The following is a 17,760-nucleotide window of genomic DNA, read 5'->3' on the forward strand; positions in this document are numbered from 1 at the left end:
GGTCACTCCTCGGGTCGGCACGGGTACGGGAGCCGATTGATCGCATTGACCAGCGCGGGACCCGAATAGATCCAGCCCGTGTAGAGCTGCACCAGCCGGGCGCCCGCGTCGAACATCGCGCATGCGTCGTCGGGGGTCATGATGCCGCCCGCTCCGATCACCGGCAACGGCCCGCGTCGGGCGAGGTGGCGAACGACGCCCAACGCGCGCCGGGTCAACGGCCGACCGGAGAGGCCACCGGCGAGGTCGGTGGCCGGGCGCCGGTCGGCGGGCGCCAGCCCGGTGCGGTCGAGCGTCGTGTTGCCGGCGATCAGTCCGGCGACTCCGGCCCCCACACAGACGGAGAGCAGTTCGTCCAGGGCATCCGGTCCCAGGTCGGGCGCCACCTTGACCATGATCGGCACGGGCCGCGCCGGATCGGCGGACCGCGCGGCCGCGGTGAGGGCCCGCAACAGCTCGCCCAGCGTGCCGGCATCCTGCAGGGTCCGCAGGCCGGGGGTGTTGGGGCTGGAGACGTTCACGGCGATGTAGTCGGCGTGGGCATGCAGCGCGGCGAATGCGGCGAGGTAGTCCCCGGGTGCGTCCGCCAGCGGGGTGTCCTTGTTCTTCCCGATCGAGATCCCGATCCGGGCGCCGGCGGCGCCATCGCCGCGACGGATGCCCAGCCGGGCCAGGCGCGCGGCGAGAGCGGTGGCTCCCTCGCTGGGAAATCCCATCGCGTTGACGATGGCGCCCGAGCGCGGGAAGCGATGGATCCGTGGCCGGGGGTTGCCCGGCTGCGGTCGGGGGGTGACGGTCCCGAGCTCGACATGGCCGAAGCCGAGGGGACCCCAGGCGCGGACCGCCGCGCCCTGCTTGTCCAGACCCGCGGCCAACCCCACCCGATTGCCGAACGCGATGCCGGCGACCTCGATCGGCTCGCCCGGGGCGTGCAGGGCCGACAGCCCGGCCCGGGCCGCCGGTATCGCCGAGACCCGGGCCAGCAGGCCGAGCGCGCGCTCGTGCGCGGACTCGGGATCGCCCCGCCCGAGCCGGAACAGCGCCGGCCGCAGCAGGCGCCGGTAACCGATCAGCAGCGGATCGGTCACGCCGGGCCGCCGGGCTCCGACTGCTTCGCGGCCCAGTCCTGCAGCGATCGCACGCCGACGCCGCCGGCCCGCAGCGCCTCGATCCCCTGGACCGCCGAAGCAAGCCCCTGGACCGTGGTGATGCAGGGAATGTCGTTCAGTACCGCGGCGGTGCGGATCTCGTAGCCGTCCATCCGGGGGCTGCCGTGATCGCTCGCCCCGTGCGGGGTGTTGAAGATCAGATCGACCTGCCCGTCGTTGATCAACTCGACGATCGTCGGTTCGCCGTCGGGACCGGTGCCCTGGCTGAACTTGCGGACCGGCCGGGCGGCCACACCGTGGCGGCGCAGCATCGAGGCCGTCCCGGCGGTCGCCAGCACCTCGAAGCCGAGGTCGGCGAGCCGCTTGACCGGAAAGATCACGCTGCGCTTGTCGCGATTGGCGACCGAGACGAAGACCCGGCCCTGCATCGGCAGCGAGCCGAACGAGCCGGCCTGGCTCTTGGCGAAGGCCGTCCCGAACGTCGTGTCGAGCCCCATCACCTCACCGGTTGACTTCATCTCCGGGCCGAGGACGGTGTCGACGAACGAGCCGTCCGGCGTGCGGAACCGGTTGAACGGCATCACGGCCTCCTTGACCGCGATCGGGCCGTGGTCCTCGGCGTCGGCGCCGTCGCCGCTCGCCCGGAGCAGGCCGGCCGTGCGCAGGTCGGTGATCGATTCGCCGACCATGATCCGCGCCGCGGCCTTGGCCAGCGGGGTGTCGGTGGCCTTGGAGACGAACGGCACGGTACGCGAGGCGCGCGGATTGGCCTCCAGTACGTAGAGGGTGTCGCCGGCCAGGGCGTACTGGATGTTGATCAGTCCGCGTACCCCGACCCCGTCGGCGATGGCCCGGGTGGCGCTGCGGATCCGGTCGATCACCTCGCCGCCGAGGGTGATCGGCGGCAGCGCGCACGCCGAGTCGCCGGAGTGGATGCCGGCCTCCTCGATGTGCTCCATCACCGCGCCCAGGTAGAGCTGATCACCGTCGTAGAGCGCGTCCACGTCGATCTCCACGGCGTCGTCGAGGAACCGGTCGACCAGCACCGGATGCTCGGGGGTGATCGTGGTGGCCCGCTCGATGTAGCCGCGCAGCGAATCGTCGTCGTAGACGATCTCCATGCCGCGACCGCCGAGCACATAGGACGGCCGGACCAGCACCGGGTAGCCGATCTCGGCAGCGATCGCCACCGCCTGCTGGTGCGATGTCGCCATGCCGTGCTTGGGTGCCAGCAGCCCGGCGCGCGCGAGCACCTGCCCGAACGCGCCGCGCTCCTCGGCCAGGTCGATCGCCTCCGGGCTGGTCCCGATGATCGGTACGCCGGCGTCCTTGAGCCGCTGTGCCAGCTTGAGCGGGGTCTGCCCGCCGAGCTGCACGATCACCCCGGCGACCGGTCCGGCCTGGGATTCGGCGTGGTAGACCTCGAGCGCGTCTTCGGCGGTCAGCGGCTCGAAGTAGAGCCGGTCGGAGGTGTCGTAGTCGGTCGACACCGTCTCCGGATTGCAGTTGATCATGACCGTCTCGTAACCGGCCTCGCTCAGCGTGAGCGCGGCGTGCACGCAGGAGTAGTCGAACTCGATGCCCTGCCCGATCCGGTTCGGCCCGGAGCCGAGAATGATCACCGCGGGCCTGCTCCGCGGCGCGACCTCGGTCTCGTCGTCATAGCTGCTGTAGTGATAGGGCGTGCGGGCCGCGAACTCGGCGGCACAGGTGTCGACCGTCTTGTAGACCGGGCGTACGCCGAGCGCCCAGCGCACGCCGCGTACCACGTCCTCGTCGAGATTGCGCAGGGCGCCGAGCTGGGCATCGGAGAAGCCGTGTCGCTTGGCGCGGATGATCACCTCCGCGGTCAGTTCCGGCGCCTGCGCGACCTCGCGGGCCACCTCGACCAGCAGCACGAGCTGGTCGGCGAACCAGGGGTCGATGCCGGTCGCGGCGTACACATCGTCGGCACTCGCACCGGCCCGGATCGCCTGCAGCACCAGGCCGAGCCGGCCGTCGTGCGGGCGCATCGCCTCGGCCAGCAGGTCGCCGGCCGACCGCTCGACCGGGCTGGCGAAGTCGAAGATCGCCTCCGGCTTCTCCACGCTGCGCAGCGCCTTGTTCAGCGCCTCGGTGAAGTTGCGGCCGATCGCCATCGCCTCGCCGACGCTCTTCATGTGGGTGGTCAGCGTCGCCTCGGCATTCGGGAACTTCTCGAACGCGAATCGCGGCACCTTGACCACCACGTAGTCCAGGGTCGGCTCGAAGCTGGCCGGGGTGACGCCGGTGATGTCGTTGTCGATCTCGTCCAGGGTGTAGCCGACCGCCACCTTGGCCGCGATCTTGGCGATCGGGAAGCCGGTGGCCTTCGACGCGAGCGCACTGGAGCGCGAGACGCGGGGATTCATCTCGATCACGACCATCCGGCCGTCGGCCGGATTGATCGCGAACTGGATGTTGCAGCCGCCGGTGTCGACGCCGACCTCGCGGATCACGCCGATCGCGACATCGCGCATCCGCTGGTACTCCCGATCGGTCAGCGTCATCGCCGGCGCGACCGTGATCGAGTCGCCGGTGTGCACGCCCATCGGGTCGAAGTTCTCGATGGAGCAGATGATCACGACATTGTCGGCGCGATCGCGCATCACCTCGAGCTCGTACTCCTTCCAGCCGAGGATCGATTCCTCGATCAACACCTCGCTGGTCGGGCTCGCGGCCAGCCCCGCGCCGGCGATCCGGCGCAGGTCGGACTCGGTGTGCGCGAAGCCGGAACCGACGCCGCCCATGGTGAACGACGGCCGCACCACCACCGGGTAGCCGAGGTCCTCGGCGGCGGCCAGCACCTCGTCCATGCTGTGGCAGATCCGGCTGCGGGCCACCTCGGCGACCGGGCCCTGGTAGGACGACCCGTCCCGGGCCTCGCTCGCGTCGCCGGCTGCCGGCTCGGCACCCGCGATCCGCCGGACGATCTCCTTGAACTCCTCGCGGTTCTCGCCGCGCTGGATGGCCTCGATCGACGCACCGATCAGTTCCACCCCGTACTTCTCGAGCACACCGCTCTCGTGCAGCGACACCGCGGCGTTCAGGGCCGTCTGACCGCCGAGCGTCGCGAGCAGCGCATCGGGGCGCTCGAGCTCGATGATCTTCTCCAGATACTCGGGTCGGATCGGCTCGACGTAGGTCGCGTCGGCGAACTCCGGGTCGGTCATGATCGTCGCCGGGTTGGAGTTGACCAGGATCACCCGATAGCCCTCCTCGCGCAGCACGCGGCAGGCCTGCGTACCCGAATAGTCGAACTCACAGGCCTGGCCGATGACGATCGGACCCGAGCCGATCACCATGATCGAGGAGATGTCGTCGCGGCGCGGCATCAGCGCTTCCCTTCCCCGCTGCGCTCACCGAGCACGTCGGCAAAACGATCGAACAGGTACGCCGCATCGTGCGGCCCGGCCGCGGCCTCCGGGTGGTACTGCACCGAGAAGGCCACCACCCGGTCGTCGCGGACCAGTTCGAGGCCCTCGACCACATCGTCATTGAGGCAGACGTGACTGACCCGGGCGCTGCCCCACCGCGTCTCGCGCTCCTCGCCCGGCCGGGCGTCGACGGCGAATCCGTGATTGTGCGCGGTCACCTCGACCTTGCGGGTCGCCAGGTCCATCACCGGTTGGTTGATGCCGCGATGTCCGTACTTCAGCTTGAACGTGCCGAAGCCGAGCGCGCGGCCGAAGATCTGGTTGCCGTAACAGATCCCGAAGAACGGCAGGCCCGCATCGAGGGTGCGTCGCAACAGTTCCACCGCATGATCATCGGCGGCGGGGTCGCCGGGGCCGTTGGAGAAGAAGACACCGTCGGGGGCCAGCGCCTCGATCGCGGCGAAGTCGGTGTCGGCGGGCAGGACATGGACCTCCGCGCCCCGTTCGGCCATCCGGTGCGGGGTCATCGACTTGATGCCGAGGTCGATGGCGGCGACGGTGAAGCGCCGCTCGCCGACCGCGGGCACGACATACGGCTCCGGAGTGCTCACCTCACCCGACAGCCGCGCTCCCGACATGGCGGGGGCCTGGCGTACCTTCGCCAGGAGCGCGTCCGGATCGAGAGTGGTCGTCGAGACGCCGACGCGCATCGCGCCCTGCTCGCGCAGGTGCCGGGTCAGCGCGCGGGTGTCCACATCGCTGATGCCGACCACGCCCTGTTCGGCGAGCTCGTCGGCCAGCGAGCGGGTCGAGCGCCAGTTCGACGGCCGGCGGGCGAGATCGCGAACGACGTAGCCGGCGACCCAGACCCTCCCGGACTCGTCGTCGACATCGTTCCATCCGGTGTTGCCGATGTGCGGCGCCGTGGCGATGACGACCTGGCGGTGGTAGCTCGGGTCGGTGAGGGTTTCCTGGTAGCCGGTCATCGGCGTGGCGAACACGGCCTCGCCGAAGACCTCGCCCTCGGCGCCGAACGAGCGTCCGCGGAAGGTGCGGCCGTCCTCCAGGACCAACAGAGCGGGCGCGGGCGATGATGGTGCGGGCATGAACCGTCCTTTCCTGCCTCACAGGACAGGACTTAAAGGGTGGCTGTCCCAGCGACTCTAGCGCATCCCCGACCGGATTCCGGTACGCCGGATTTGCGGCGTCGGCCACACTCGGCACATGCGCCCGCGCCTCCTGCTCGCCGTGCCCGCCGCCGTTCTGCCGCTGGTCCTCGCCTCCTGCGCGGCGCCGGCCGATCCGCCCGCGCCGTCCACCGCGCCCCCGGGCACGCCCTCGGCAACGGGCACGCCCGCGGCAACGGGCACACCCTCCACACCGAGCAGCCCTACCGCCACCACCCCGCCCGAGCCGCGCGACCCCTCCCCGGTGGCGACCGGCCTGACCAGCCCGTGGGGGCTGGCCCGGTACGCCGAGACGATCTTCGTCACCGAACGAGACACCGGCCGCATTCTGCGCCTCGACGGCGACCGGGCGGTCGAACTGGCCCGGGTCGGCGATGTGGATGCCAGCTCCGAGGGCGGCCTGCTGGGGCTGGCGATCAACCCCGCCGGGGATGGGTTGTTCGTCTACTACTCGACCGCGCGGGACAACCGGATCGCCCGTTATCCGTTCGACGGGCGCGCGATCACGGGCGACCCGGAGGTGATCCTGGACAACATCCCGGTCGCCAGCATCCACAACGGCGGGCAGTTGGCGTTCGGGCCGGACGAGTTGCTGTATGCCTCGACCGGCGATGCCACCGAGCGCGGCTCGGCCCAGGACCGCAACAGCCTGTCGGGCAAGATCCTGCGACTGACCCAGGACGGCCGGGCGGCGCCGGACAATCCGTTCGACAACGAGGTGTTCTCGCTCGGGCATCGCAATGTCCAGGGTCTCGCCTTCGACGACTCCGGCCGGCTGTTCGCCAGCGAGTTCGGGCAGAACACCTTCGACGAGCTGAACCTGATCGAGCGCGGCGGCAACTACGGCTGGCCGGAGGTCGAGGGCACGCAGGGCTCCGACAGCGACGAGTTCATCGCGCCGCTGCGGGTCTGGCGTACCGATCAGGCCTCGCCGTCCGGGCTGGCCCATGCCCGCGGTTCGCTGTGGATGGCCGGGCTGCGTGGCGAACGGCTGTGGGAGATCCCGCTGACCGCCGACGGCACCGGGGAGCCGCGCGCCCACTTCGCCGATGAGTACGGCCGGCTGCGCGCGGTGCTGGGCGAGGGCGACTCCCTGCTGGTCGGCACCTCCAACACCGACGGCCGCGGCGATCCGCGCGACGGCGACGACAAGATCCTGCGGGTCGCGCTCGGCTGAGGCGATCGCTCGGCGGTGCTCCCACGGGAACGTCCTGCTGAACAGATGTGCTTGACATTCGTTCAGGCACTCGACAGGCTGCTCGCACACCCAACCAACGGGGGTTGTCGGTCCCCGCTCGTCCGTTCGGACTGGCCCGGCCGCTCGGCCCCGGACCGACCCGAAGCGACGGCTGATGACCAAGATCTTCAACGACCCCGCCCAGTTCGCCGAGGAACAGCTCGCGGGCTTCTGCGATCTCTACGCCGACCGGCTCAGCGCCGTACCGGGCGGCGTCGTCGCCCACCACGCCGAGGAGCCCCAGGTCGCCGTCGTGATCGGCGGCGGCTCTGGCCACTACCCCGCGTTCTGCGGGACCGTCGGCCCGGGCCTGGCCGCCGGCGCGGTGGTCGGCAACATCTTCACCTCGCCGTCGGCCACCCAGGCCTACAACGTCGCGCGGGCCGCCGACCGCGGCCGCGGCGTGATCTTCAGCTTCGGCAACTACGCCGGCGACAACATGAACTTCGGGATCGCGGCGAGGCGGCTCGCCGATGACGGCATCGACGCCCGGATCGTCGTGGTCACCGACGACATCGCGTCCGCCGACGAACCCGAGCGCCGCCGCGGGATCGCCGGCGACTTCACGGTCTTCAAGATCATGGGCGCCGCCGCTGCCCGGGGCCTGGACATCGACGAGGTCGAGCGCCTCGGCCGGGCGGCGAACGATGCCACCCGCAGCCTCGGCGTCGCCTTCTCCGGCTGCACCATGCCGGGCGCCGACGAGCCCCTGTTCTCCGTGCCCGAGGGTCAGCTCGGGCTCGGCCTCGGCATCCACGGTGAGCCCGGGATCCGCGACATCGACATGCTGCCGGCCGGCGAGCTGGCCGAGCTGCTGGTGAACGACCTGCTGGCGGCCACGCCCGAGGGCGCCGGCACGCGGGTCACGGCGATCCTGAACGGCCTGGGCACGACGAAGTACGAGGAGCTGTTCCTCCTCTGGGGCCATGTCGCCCGGTTGCTGCGCGAGCGTGGCCTCGAGATCGTCGAGCCCGAGGTCGGCGAGCTGGTCACCAGCCTCGACATGGGCGGCTGCTCGCTGACCCTGATGTGGCTCGACGCCGAGCTCGAACCGCTGTGGCGGGCCGACGCCTACACTCCGGCGTACCGCAAGGAGGCCGCGCCGCTGGCGGGTCTGCGGCCGCCCGCGGCCGAGGCGGCCGGCGAGGGGCAGGCGGCCGCCGCCGAACCCGCGTCGCCGGCCGGGGTCCGGGCGGGCGAGGCGTTCGCCGAGGCCATCCGCGCGGCGGCCGACATGATCACCACGCAGGAGGCCGAGCTCGGCCGGATCGACGCGATCGCCGGCGACGGCGACCACGGGCGCGGGATGGTACGCGGGTTGCGCGCGGCCGTGGCGGCCATCGATGCCGCGCCGACCGACAGCGGCATTGCCTCGCTTTCCGCCCTCGCCGGGCGCGCCTGGGCCGACCATGCGGGCGGCACCTCGGGCGTGCTCTGGGGCGCCGCTCTCGAGGCCTTCGGGCGCAGCCTGGACCAGTCCGCCGCGGAGATCACGCCGACCGATGTCGCGGCCGCGGCGCGTTCCTTCGTCGACGAGATCGCCGAACTCGGCGGCGCTCGCCCGGGCGACAAGACGCTGCTCGATGCGAGCTACCCCTTCGTCGACGAGCTCGACACCCGGCTGGCCGCCGGCGACGATCTCGCCGGCGCGTGGGCGGCCGCCGCCGCCAGCGCCCGGGCGGCGGCGGAGGCAACCGCGGACCTGCGACCGCAGGTCGGCCGCGCCCGTCCGCTGGCCGAGAAGAGCCTCGGCCACCCCGATGCCGGCGCGGTGTCGATGGCGATGATCCTCACCACGGTGGCCGATGTGCTGGCCGATCGTGGCGACACCCAGCAGCAACCAGACCAGGAGGCGCGAGATGAGTGAAGGGCTGCGGATCGTGGTCGGCGGGGACGACGCCGGCTATGAATACAAGGAGATGATCAAGGCCGACCTGGCCGCCGACGGCCGGGTCGCCGAGGTGCTCGACGTCGGTGTCGGCGCCGACCAGCACACCCCCTATCCGAGCGTCGCGATCGCCGCCGGGGAGATGATCAACGACGGAGCCGCCGACCGGGCAATCCTGATCTGCGGCACCGGCCTCGGCGTCGCGATCTCCGCGAACAAGGTGCCGGGGATCCGCGCCGTCACCGCCCACGACTCCTACTCGGTCGAGCGGTCGATTCTCAGCAACGACGCGCAGGTGCTGTGCATGGGCCAGCGGGTGATCGGTCGCGAGCTGGCCCGGCGCCTGGCGGCCGAGTGGATCGGCTACACCTTCGACCCGGCCAGCGCGTCGGCGGAGAAGGTCGCCGTGCTGACCGAGTACGAGACCGCGGGCGGCCGCGCAGGCTAGTTCCTCGCCAAACGCGGGGTCAGTCGGCAGCCGCGGGCTGAGTCGGCAGGTGCGGGCCGAGTCGGCAGGCGCGGGCCGAGTAGCGCCCGCGGCTGCCGGTTCGGCCCGCGGATGGAAACCGCCGGGCCCGGACGCGAACTCAGCCGGCAGACGCGAACCGAGTAACGCCCGCGGCTGCCGGTTCGCCCCATGGATGCCGGTTGAGTCCCCTGGTGCCGGTTACCCTCGCGGGTGCCGATTCGGCCCGCGGATAGACACCGCCGGGCCCAGACGCGAACTCAACCGGCAGACGCGAACGGAGTAACGCCCGCGGCTGCCGGTTCGGCTCGTGGATGCCGGTTGAGTCCCCTAGTGCCGGTTACCCTCGCGGGTGCCGGTTCGGCCCGCGGATGAAAACCGCCGAGCCCAGACGCGAACTCAACCGGCAGACGCGAACCGAGTAACGCCCGCGACTGCCGGTTCGACCCATGGATGCCGGTTGAGTCCTCCGGTGCCGGATGAGTCCGCGGGTGCCGGATGAGTCCGCGGGTGCCGGTTGGGTTCGCGGATGGTGCAACGGGGGTGAGCCGGGCGAGGGGCTCAGGAGCGTTGGGCGACCCGGCCGAGTACGCCGCTGAGGAAGGCGGGCGAGTCGTCGGTGGACAGGTCGCCGGCCAGCGCGACGGCCTCGGCGATGGCGATGTCGTCGGCGACATCGGTGTGCAGGATCTCGTAGACGCCCAGGCGGGCAGCGATCCGGTCGACGCGGGGCATCCGCTCCAGGCTCCAGCCGCTGGACAGCGACTCGCGCAGGGCGGAGTCGATCTGGTCGGCATTGTCGATCACCCCGCGCACCAACTCCCGGGTGAAGTCGCGCACCGGCGGGTCGGCCGCCGCGATCTGGTCGGCCAGCAGCCGCGCCGGGTCGAAACCGCGCAGCTCCGCGGCGAACAAGATGTCCAGGGCGTGCTTACGCGCCTTCGAGCGGGTGGACAGCTTCGCCCGTGGGCCGCGCCGCTCCGGGCCCGGCGCGGGTTCGTGCCCCGCCGCGGGATCGGCGGCCACCTCAGACCCGGCTCAGGTATTCACCGGTACGGGTGTCGACCTTGACCCGCTCCCCGGTCGTCAGGAACAGCGGAACCTGGATCTGCTTGCCGGTCTGCAGCGTGGCGGGCTTGGTGCCGCCGGTGGAGCGGTCCCCCTGCAGCCCGGGCTCGGTGTAGGTGATCTCCAGCTCGACCGAGGTGGGCAGCTCGATCGACAGCGGGTTGTCCTGGTGCAGCGCGACGGTGGCCAGCGCCTCCTCCAGCAAGAAGTCCTTCGCGTCGCCGACCACGGCGTCCGGGATGGTCATCTGGTCGTAGGTGGCGGTGTCCATGAACACGAAGCCCGCACCATCGTGGTAGAGGTACTGCATCTCGCGGCGGTCGACATTGGCCGTGTCGACCTTGGAGTCGGAGTTGAAGGTCTTGTCGACCACCTTGCCGGACAGCACATTCTTGAGCTTCGTCCGCACGACCGCATTGCCCTTGCCCGGCTTGTGGTGCTGGAACCACAGCACCTGCCACAACTGACCGTCCAGGTCGAGGACCATGCCGTTCTTGATGTCGTTGGTGGATGCCACCCGCTGCCCCTTCTCGTCGAGTCGTGCTGTCCGGCCCGCCGGGACCGGCGGGGAACAACGCCACAGCTTAGCCGCCTCCGGCGCCGTTCAGCCCAACTCGATCAGCCGGCCCGCGTCCTGCTCGGCGGCCGCCGCAAGGATCGGTGCCACCGCAGCCGCATCCTGGAAGCCGAGCCCGACGGAGTTGTACACGACGATCCGTTCCGGGTCGCGGCCGGGCGGATCGTTCAGCAGTTCGCCGAGCGCATGCAGCCGTGGGCGTACGCCCGCGGCACCGGCCCGCACCAGGCAGCCCGCCTGCTCCCGCGCGGTCGCGATGTCGTCGACCACGACCAGGCCGGCCCGGTCGAGCAACGCCGGGGTCAGCTCGGCGGCATGCGGGGCGAAGGAACCGACCGAGATCACCAGCGCCCCCGACGCCACGTCGCCGGCATCGAGGACCGGTTCGGTGCTGGTCGTCGCGCAGACCACGATCGCGGCATCGCCGACCTGGGACAGGGTTCCCGCGGCGAGCGGTACGCCCAACTCGGGTCCGAGCTCGGTGACCAGGGCGTCGGCCGAACCCGCGCTGCGCCCGATCACCACGGCCTCGCCGAGCAGCCCGACCGCGGCCAGGGCGCGCAGGTGGGCGCGGGCCTGCACCCCGGCGCCGAGCACCGCGACCCGGCCCGGTCCCGGCGCCGCGAGCAGTTGCGCGGCGACCGCACTGGCGGCGGCGGTCCGCGCGGTCGTCACGGCCTCGCCGTCGAGGATCGCGGCCAGCCGGCCGGTGGTCGGATCCTGCGCCAGAATCGTCGCGCTGATGGCGGGCCGCCCGGCCGCGACATTGGCCGGATTCACGCTGCCGAACTTGGCCACTGCCCCGGCCCGCTCGCCCGCCCTCGCCGCGTAGGCGAAGGCGGTGCTGCCGTCGGGCCCCGGCAGCAGGCCGCGCGGTGCCAATGCCACTTCCCCGCGCGCATACGCGGCGAACACCGCGCGCTGGGAGTCGATGATCGCGAGCGGGTCGATCAACGCCGCGACCGTCGCGTGATCAAGAACGCGGATCGGCACCTGGTCCCCCGGCCGGCTCCGTGCCGGTGTCGTCGGTGGTGATCTTGGCGATGTCGACCGAACCGCCCGGCATCACCCGCCGGGTACGCCGGTAGCCGTAGAGCACGTAGACGACGATGCCGATAGCCATCCAGCCGAAGAACCGGATGAATGTGTCGAGCGGCAGTTGGGCGATCAGGAACAAGGAGAACCCGACGCCGACGATCGGCAGCACCGGCATCAGCGGCATCCGGAACTCGCGCGGCAGGTCCGGGCGGCGGTAGCGCAGCACCAGCACCGCCAGGCTGACCACGATGAAGGCGGCGAGCACCCCGATGTTGACCAGCTCGGCCACGATGCCGATCGGCGCGACGCCGGCCAGGATGGCGGCGAGCACCGCGATCACCCAGGTCGGCCGGTGCGGGACCTTGTTCTTGCGGTGCATCGTCGCGAACCAGCGCGGCATCAGCCCGTCGCGGCTCATCGCGTACCACAGCCGGGCACCGGCCATCATGAACGTGAAGCAGACCGTGACGATGCCGACCACCGCGCCGATCGCGATCACCAACCCGAGCCAGCCCAGCCCGTGGGCCTGGAAGGCGTAGGCCAGCGCGGCCTCGGGGTCGAGCTCGGTGTAGAGCACCATGCCGCACATCACCAGCGCGACGGCCACATAGAGCACCATGCAGATGCCCAGGCTGAGCAGCATCGCCTTGGGCATCTTGCGCCGGGAGTCCTCCGACTCCTCCGCGGCGGTGGACAGCGCGTCGTAGCCGAAGACCGCGAAGAAGACGACCGACGCGCCGGCGAAGACGCCGGACCAGCCGAACGGCATGAAGTCGGCCAGATTGCCCGGGTCGACGTAGAACACGCCGACCCCGACCACCACGCAGACGATGATGATCTTGATGATCGTCAGGACGGTCTCGACCCGCGCCGACGACTTGGTGCCGCGGGTCAGCAGGAACCCGACGCCGAGGCAGACGATCACCGCGCCGAGATCGACAACACCCGGATTCTCCTCGGCGAACGGCGAGGCGGCCGCCCATTGCGGCAGCCCGAGGCCGATCGCCTCCAGCACATAGTTCAGGTACCCCGACACCCCGATCGCCACCACGGCGACGATCGCGGTGTACTCCAGCAGCAGGTCCCAGCCGATCAGCCAGCCGACGAACTCGCCCAGCACGGCCGCGCCGTAGGTGTAGGACGAGCCGGCGCGCGGCACCAGCGAGGAGAACTCGGCATAGGCGTACGCCGCGCACAGCGACGCCGCGCCCGCGATCAGGAAGCTGATCACCACCGCCGGGCCGGCGGTGTTGCGCGCCACCTCGCCGGCCAGGCTGAAGATGCCGGCGCCGATGATCGCGCCCACGCCGATCATGGTCAACTGCAACAGCGTCAGCGACCGGGTGAAGGTCTGATCCTTCGGCACATCCGCCGGCAGGGTACGCCGGAAGATCCCCCGCTCACCGGTCGAGAACAGCCCGCCGCTTGGCGGCGGTCCTCCCCCTTCTCGGGTCGTGCTCATGGCGAACTCCCCTTCCCGCTCGGTTCCCCCGTACGGTCGTCCACTGATTCAGGCTCGCTCCCCGAGGCTGCCGCGTCCAGCGTTTCGCCCGAATCAGACGAACTCGACCCCCTGGGCGAGCGGGAGCTGGCCGGAGTAGTTGACCGTATTGGTCGCGGGCCGCATGTAGGACTGCCAGGAGTCCGAACCCGACTCCCGGCCACCACCGGTCTCCTTCTCGCCGCCGAAGGCGCCGCCGATCTCCGCGCCCGAGGTGCCGATGTTGACGTTGGCGATCCCGGTGTCGGAGCCCGCACTGGAGACGAACAGCTCGGCCTCGGCCTGGTCGCCGGTGAAGATCGCCGCGCTCAGGCCCTGCGGAACCGCATTGTTCATCGCGATGGCGTCCTCGATGTCGTCGTAGGTCATCACATAGAGGATCGGGGCGAAGGTCTCCTCGGTGACGATCGCTTCCTGGCCCGGCATGGACACCACGGCCGGCTCGACGTAGTACGCCTCGGGCGCCTCGTCGGCCAGCACCCGCTCGCCACCGGCGCGGACCTTGCCGCCCTGGGCCTGGGCCTCGTCCAGCGCCCGCCGCATCCCCTCGAATGCCTTCTCGTTGATCAACGGGCCGACCAGCGTTCCCTCGGCCTCCGGGTCGCCGATCGCCAGCGTGCCGTAGGCGGCGGTGATCCGGCCGACCAGCTCGTCGGCGATCGAGGAGTGCACGATCAGGCGGCGCATGCTGGTGCAGCGCTGCCCGGCGGTGCCGGCGGCGGCGAAGACGATGCCGCGTACCGCAAGATCGAGATCGGCGCTCGGGGTGACGATCGCCGCGTTGTTGCCGCCCAGCTCGAGCAGCAACTTGCCGAACCGCGCGGCGACGCGCGGCCCGACCTCGCGGCCCATTCGGACCGAGCCGGTGGCAGAGACCAGCGCCACCCGCGGGTCGTCGACCAGCCGCTCGCCGCCGGCCCGGTCGGAAACGATCACGTGGTGCAGGTCGGCCGGCGCACCGACCTCGGCGACGGCCTTCCCCAGCAGCGCGTCCGCGGCCAGCGCGGTCAGCGACGTCAGCTCGCTCGGCTTCCACACCACGGTATTGCCGCAGACCAGCGCGAGGGCGGTGTTCCACGCCCAGACCGCGGCCGGGAAGTTGAATGCGGAGATGATCCCGACCACGCCGAGTGGGTGCCAGGTCTCCATCAGGCGATGCCCCGGCCGCTCCGAGGGCATCGTCTTGCCGTAGAGCTGGCGCGACTGGCCGACGGCCAGGTCGCAGATGTCGATCATCTCCTGGACCTCACCGAGCGCCTCGGAGGTGATCTTGCCCGCCTCGGCGGTGACGATCCGGGCCAGGTCGGCCTTGTGCTCGGTGAGCAGCTCTCCCCAGCGCTTGATCAGATTGCCGCGCACCGGTGCCGGGGTGTCGCGCCAGGCGGGGAACGCCGCAGCGGCACGGGAGATCTTGTCGTCGATGCTCGCCGCATCGTCCCCGGTCGCGCCGGGCAGCGCACCGCCGGTGATCGGGGTACGCGTGGCGAAGTCGCCGCCGATCCGATCCGGGGCCACGCCGCAGGCGGCGAGGGCGTCGGTGACGGATCCGGCGATGGTCGCGGTGCCGGGCAGGGTCATGATCGATCTCCAATCGGTTCGGTGCGGATGCTGATGCCGAGTCGGTCGGCCGCGGCGGCCAGCGACTCGGTACGACGCGCGGCGTAGAGCCGCTGGGGATCGGCGATGGCGACGCCGATCAGCTCGGACAGTCGGGCGAGATCGTAGTCCTCGCCCGACCGGGAGGCATCGCGCGTACCCTCCCCGGTGAGGTTGGACTGGAAGATCCCGGCGGCCGAGCGGGGCAGGAAGTCCTCGTAGACGATCGGTTCGGCGACGAGCACGCCGCCGGCGACCAGGTCGGCAAGGTCGTGCTCGCCGCCGCGTACCACGGAGTCCTCGCCCACGGTGTAGCTGAACCAGCCCAGGCCCTGCTCGGCCAGCCCGGACTCGGTGTCCGGCAGTCCCGCGGCCCAGACCGTCCGGGCGGTGCGCTGGCGGGGCGTGCCCAGGGCCCGGATCCGTGGCCCGTCGCCGCTCGGCCCCGCCTCGGCGGGCCCGTCCGGGTCGGCGGCCAGTCGGCGGTCGGTCTCGGTGAGCAGCTCGTCGTAGCGGTCCCGTCCCGCCGGGGTCAGCGCGATCCCGCGCGCCTCGACCTCGCCGAACCGGACGCGGAGCGCGCCGGGGCCCTCGGTGCCGTCGGCGAAGCGGAAGCTGCGTTCCTCGTCCAGCGCCCGGAACGAGGTCTGGCGCAACAACACGTCGGGCCCGTTCCAGCGCGGCGGGCCCTGGATCTCGTCGATCATGGTGATCCCGCGGCGTTCCATCCGGTCGTAGAGCTGATCGATGTCCAGCACCCGGGGCGTCAGGTGGTTGATGTGGGTCGACGTCACACCCGCGATGTCGGCGGCGACCGCGCTGACCCGTTCCAGGCGCCGGTACCAGTCGTGGTCGACCGGCTCCGCCGACAGTTCGAACGCGCCGGTGGCGAGCTCGAGCAGTCGCTCGGCGTCGTCATCGCGCAGCCCGCCGCCGGCGATCGCGGCATCGGCGAGTTCGAGCAGCTCCGGGCCGAACAGTTGCCGCGAGGCGACGAAGGCCTCGACCTGGGCGCCGAGCTCGGGATCGAAGAAGCGCCGATCGCCCGGGGTGAGCATCGAGGTGAACACTCGGAAGGGGTTGCGGGCCAGCTCGTCGGCCGTGGTCGGCCGGAACGCGGTGGAGACCACGGGCACCGCGGAGGCGGCCGCATCGCGCAGGTCGTAGAAGCCGACCGGGCTCATCCCGAACGCGCCGAACACCCGCGCCACCTCCGCGAGCTCGCGCGGGGAACCGACCCGGATCGCGCCGTGCCGCTCGGCGGTCACCCGGTGGATCGACCCGAGCCGTTCCGCGCCCGCCGGGTCGGCGGCCGCGACATCGGTGTTCACCTCCGTCGAGACCTCGACCAGCGTGGTGTAGGCGGGCACCTCGGCCCCGTACATGGCCGACAGCCTGCGGGCGAACGCGGCCCGCAGTTGCCAGGCCGGGACGAAACTCATCGCTGCCCTTTCGATCGATCGTGGACGGTTCAGATGATGTGCAACTCGCGCGGCCGTTCGGCACGGCGGGCGAACCGCTCGGCGCTGAACGGCGCGGGATCCATGAAGGGGCGCCGGCCGAGCACCAGATCGGCGACGATCCGCCCGGCACCGGGCGCCTGGAGGAATCCGTGGCCGGAGAAGCCGGTGGCATAGAGGAATCCCGGCACCCGATCGCTCGCCCCGATCAGGGCGTTGTGGTCGGGCGTGTTCTCGTACAGCCCGGCCCATCCGCCGGTGGTGGGCAGGTCGGCCAGCCCGGGTGCGCAGACCCGTGCGGCGGCCCGGAACCCGGGGAGCCACTCCTCGCTCGGCTCGCGGTCGAAACCGTCGGGGGTGTCGGGATCGGAGATGCCGACCAGCAATCCGTCGTCGGCCGCGGCGGTCCGGGCGCCGAAGCTCGCGTTGTGGAAGTACATGGTGGTGGCGAGGTCGAGGGTGAACGGCACCCGCGGCCATCCTCCGCGCCGGGGCGGGGTGATCGCGATCTGTCGTTTCACCGGGGTGACCGGCAGGTCGACGCCCACCCAGTCCCCGACGCGGGCACTCCACGCCCCGGCGCAGCAGATCACCGTGTCGGTCGCGACCAGGCGGTCGCCGACCCGGACCCCGGCCACCCGGCCGCCGGTGAGCTCGATGCCGGTCACCGCGGTGCGGGTGCAGATGGTGGCGCCGGCGCGGGCGGCAGCGACGGCGTACCCGTCGACGACGCGGGCCGGCTGGGCGAATCCGTCGCGCGGCGACCACGACGCCGCCACGAGGGCGGCGGGATCCACCGGCGGACAGAGCGCCGCCGCCTCCTGCGGGCCGATCACCCGGGCGCCCGCGCCGAACGCGTTCTGCACCGCGACGGCGTCCTCGCAGACCGGGAGGTCCGCATCGTCGCGGACCAGGAACAGGTAGCCCACCCGGTGCAGCCCGATGTCGCAGCCGACCTCGGCGCCGAAGTCCAGATAGCGCCGCAGGCTCCATGCGGCCAGCTCGACATTGGCGGGATCGGAGAAGGTGGCGCGCACCCCGCCCAGCGGCTTGGCCGAAGATCCGGCGCCCAGCTCGGCCGCCTCGAGCACCACGACATCCGACAGCCCGCCGGCGGCGAGGTGGTGGGCCACCGAGACCCCGAGCACGCCGCCGCCGATGACGACCGCAGCGGCGCGGTCCGGGAGCGGTGCGGACATGGCGCCATCCCACCCCGCCGATCCGTTTACGTCAAGTGA

Annotated in this window: 13 protein-coding genes; 3 read left to right on the forward strand and 10 right to left on the reverse strand. The window is 71.6% G+C overall.

The genetic code is table 11. From position 1 onward, the window contains the following. Positions 1–2: 2 nt before the first annotated feature. The 3 genes from GGQ54_RS00475 to carA are packed head-to-tail and all read right to left on the reverse strand — an operon-like array spanning position 3 to position 5,610. On the reverse strand, positions 3–1,088 hold the full coding sequence (locus tag GGQ54_RS00475) for a quinone-dependent dihydroorotate dehydrogenase (RefSeq protein ID WP_343045802.1): 1,086 nt from the start codon (positions 1,086–1,088) through the stop codon (positions 3–5). Continuing rightward, positions 1,085–4,462 (reverse strand): carbamoyl-phosphate synthase large subunit, encoded by a 3,378-nt coding sequence (carB, locus tag GGQ54_RS00480; RefSeq protein WP_179443600.1) that lies wholly within the window; start codon positions 4,460–4,462, stop codon positions 1,085–1,087. Before carB ends, GGQ54_RS00475 begins: the two co-directional genes overlap by 4 nt. Further along, positions 4,462–5,610, reverse strand: coding sequence for a glutamine-hydrolyzing carbamoyl-phosphate synthase small subunit (gene carA / locus GGQ54_RS00485; RefSeq protein WP_179443601.1), 1,149 nt, complete (start codon positions 5,608–5,610; stop codon positions 4,462–4,464). Before carA ends, carB begins: the two co-directional genes overlap by 1 nt. A gap of 118 nt (positions 5,611–5,728) precedes the next feature. On the opposite strand from carA, the gene GGQ54_RS00490 reads away from it, so the two are divergent. The 3 genes from GGQ54_RS00490 to GGQ54_RS00500 all read left to right on the forward strand — a co-directional run bounded on the left by GGQ54_RS00490 (position 5,729) and on the right by GGQ54_RS00500 (position 9,264). Beyond that, positions 5,729–6,868, forward strand: a complete 1,140-nt coding sequence (locus GGQ54_RS00490) for a PQQ-dependent sugar dehydrogenase (protein WP_179443602.1) — start codon at positions 5,729–5,731, stop codon at positions 6,866–6,868. A gap of 175 nt (positions 6,869–7,043) precedes the next feature. After that, the gene (locus tag GGQ54_RS00495) at positions 7,044–8,795 is read left to right on the forward strand and encodes a dihydroxyacetone kinase family protein (protein WP_179443603.1); all 1,752 of its coding nucleotides are present in this window, start codon (positions 7,044–7,046) and stop codon (positions 8,793–8,795) included. After that, positions 8,788–9,264 (forward strand): ribose-5-phosphate isomerase, encoded by a 477-nt coding sequence (locus tag GGQ54_RS00500; protein WP_179443604.1) that lies wholly within the window; start codon positions 8,788–8,790, stop codon positions 9,262–9,264. Before GGQ54_RS00495 ends, GGQ54_RS00500 begins: the two co-directional genes overlap by 8 nt. Positions 9,265–9,843: 579 nt before the next feature. Here GGQ54_RS00500 and nusB read toward each other — a convergent pair. From nusB to GGQ54_RS00535, 7 genes are all read right to left on the reverse strand, one after another. Further along, entirely contained in the window at positions 9,844–10,308 is a 465-nt protein-coding gene (nusB, locus tag GGQ54_RS00505) for a transcription antitermination factor NusB (protein ID WP_343045803.1), read from the reverse strand. A 1-nt stretch (position 10,309) separates the two neighbouring features. Next, entirely contained in the window at positions 10,310–10,867 is a 558-nt protein-coding gene (efp, locus tag GGQ54_RS00510; RefSeq protein WP_179443605.1) for an elongation factor P, read from the reverse strand. Between the two features lie 87 nt (positions 10,868–10,954). Next, positions 10,955–11,920, reverse strand: coding sequence for an ornithine cyclodeaminase family protein (locus GGQ54_RS00515; RefSeq protein WP_179443606.1), 966 nt, complete (start codon positions 11,918–11,920; stop codon positions 10,955–10,957). Then, positions 11,901–13,427, reverse strand: a complete 1,527-nt coding sequence (locus tag GGQ54_RS00520; RefSeq protein WP_179443607.1) for an amino acid permease — start codon at positions 13,425–13,427, stop codon at positions 11,901–11,903. The genes GGQ54_RS00515 and GGQ54_RS00520 overlap by 20 nt, the downstream gene beginning before the upstream one ends. Before the next feature lie 93 nt (positions 13,428–13,520). Next, the gene (amaB, locus tag GGQ54_RS00525; RefSeq protein WP_179443608.1) at positions 13,521–15,044 is read right to left on the reverse strand and encodes an L-piperidine-6-carboxylate dehydrogenase; all 1,524 of its coding nucleotides are present in this window, start codon (positions 15,042–15,044) and stop codon (positions 13,521–13,523) included. Continuing rightward, on the reverse strand, positions 15,041–16,504 hold the full coding sequence (gene hglS, locus GGQ54_RS00530; RefSeq protein ID WP_179443609.1) for a 2-oxoadipate dioxygenase/decarboxylase: 1,464 nt from the start codon (positions 16,502–16,504) through the stop codon (positions 15,041–15,043). Before hglS ends, amaB begins: the two co-directional genes overlap by 4 nt. 29 nt (positions 16,505–16,533) lie before the next feature. Further along, entirely contained in the window at positions 16,534–17,721 is a 1,188-nt protein-coding gene (locus tag GGQ54_RS00535; RefSeq protein WP_179443610.1) for an NAD(P)/FAD-dependent oxidoreductase, read from the reverse strand. Between the last annotated feature and the right edge of the window lie 39 nt (positions 17,722–17,760).

Origin of the sequence: Naumannella cuiyingiana (assembly GCF_013408305.1) — a bacterium.
GTDB classification, from domain to species: domain Bacteria; phylum Actinomycetota; class Actinomycetes; order Propionibacteriales; family Propionibacteriaceae; genus Naumannella; species Naumannella cuiyingiana.

Coding starts and splice junctions, on each gene's coding strand:
- carB (WP_179443600.1), bottom strand. CDS start 4,462: ATGCCGCGCCGCGACGACATCTCCTCGATCATGGTGATCGGCTCGGGT.
- carA (WP_179443601.1), bottom strand. CDS start 5,610: ATGCCCGCACCATCATCGCCCGCGCCCGCTCTGTTGGTCCTGGAGGAC.
- GGQ54_RS00490 (WP_179443602.1), top strand. CDS start 5,729: ATGCGCCCGCGCCTCCTGCTCGCCGTGCCCGCCGCCGTTCTGCCGCTG.
- GGQ54_RS00495 (WP_179443603.1), top strand. CDS start 7,044: ATGACCAAGATCTTCAACGACCCCGCCCAGTTCGCCGAGGAACAGCTC.
- GGQ54_RS00500 (WP_179443604.1), top strand. CDS start 8,788: ATGAGTGAAGGGCTGCGGATCGTGGTCGGCGGGGACGACGCCGGCTAT.
- GGQ54_RS00520 (WP_179443607.1), bottom strand. CDS start 13,427: ATGAGCACGACCCGAGAAGGGGGAGGACCGCCGCCAAGCGGCGGGCTG.
- amaB (WP_179443608.1), bottom strand. CDS start 15,044: ATGACCCTGCCCGGCACCGCGACCATCGCCGGATCCGTCACCGACGCC.
- hglS (WP_179443609.1), bottom strand. CDS start 16,504: ATGAGTTTCGTCCCGGCCTGGCAACTGCGGGCCGCGTTCGCCCGCAGG.
- GGQ54_RS00535 (WP_179443610.1), bottom strand. CDS start 17,721: ATGTCCGCACCGCTCCCGGACCGCGCCGCTGCGGTCGTCATCGGCGGC.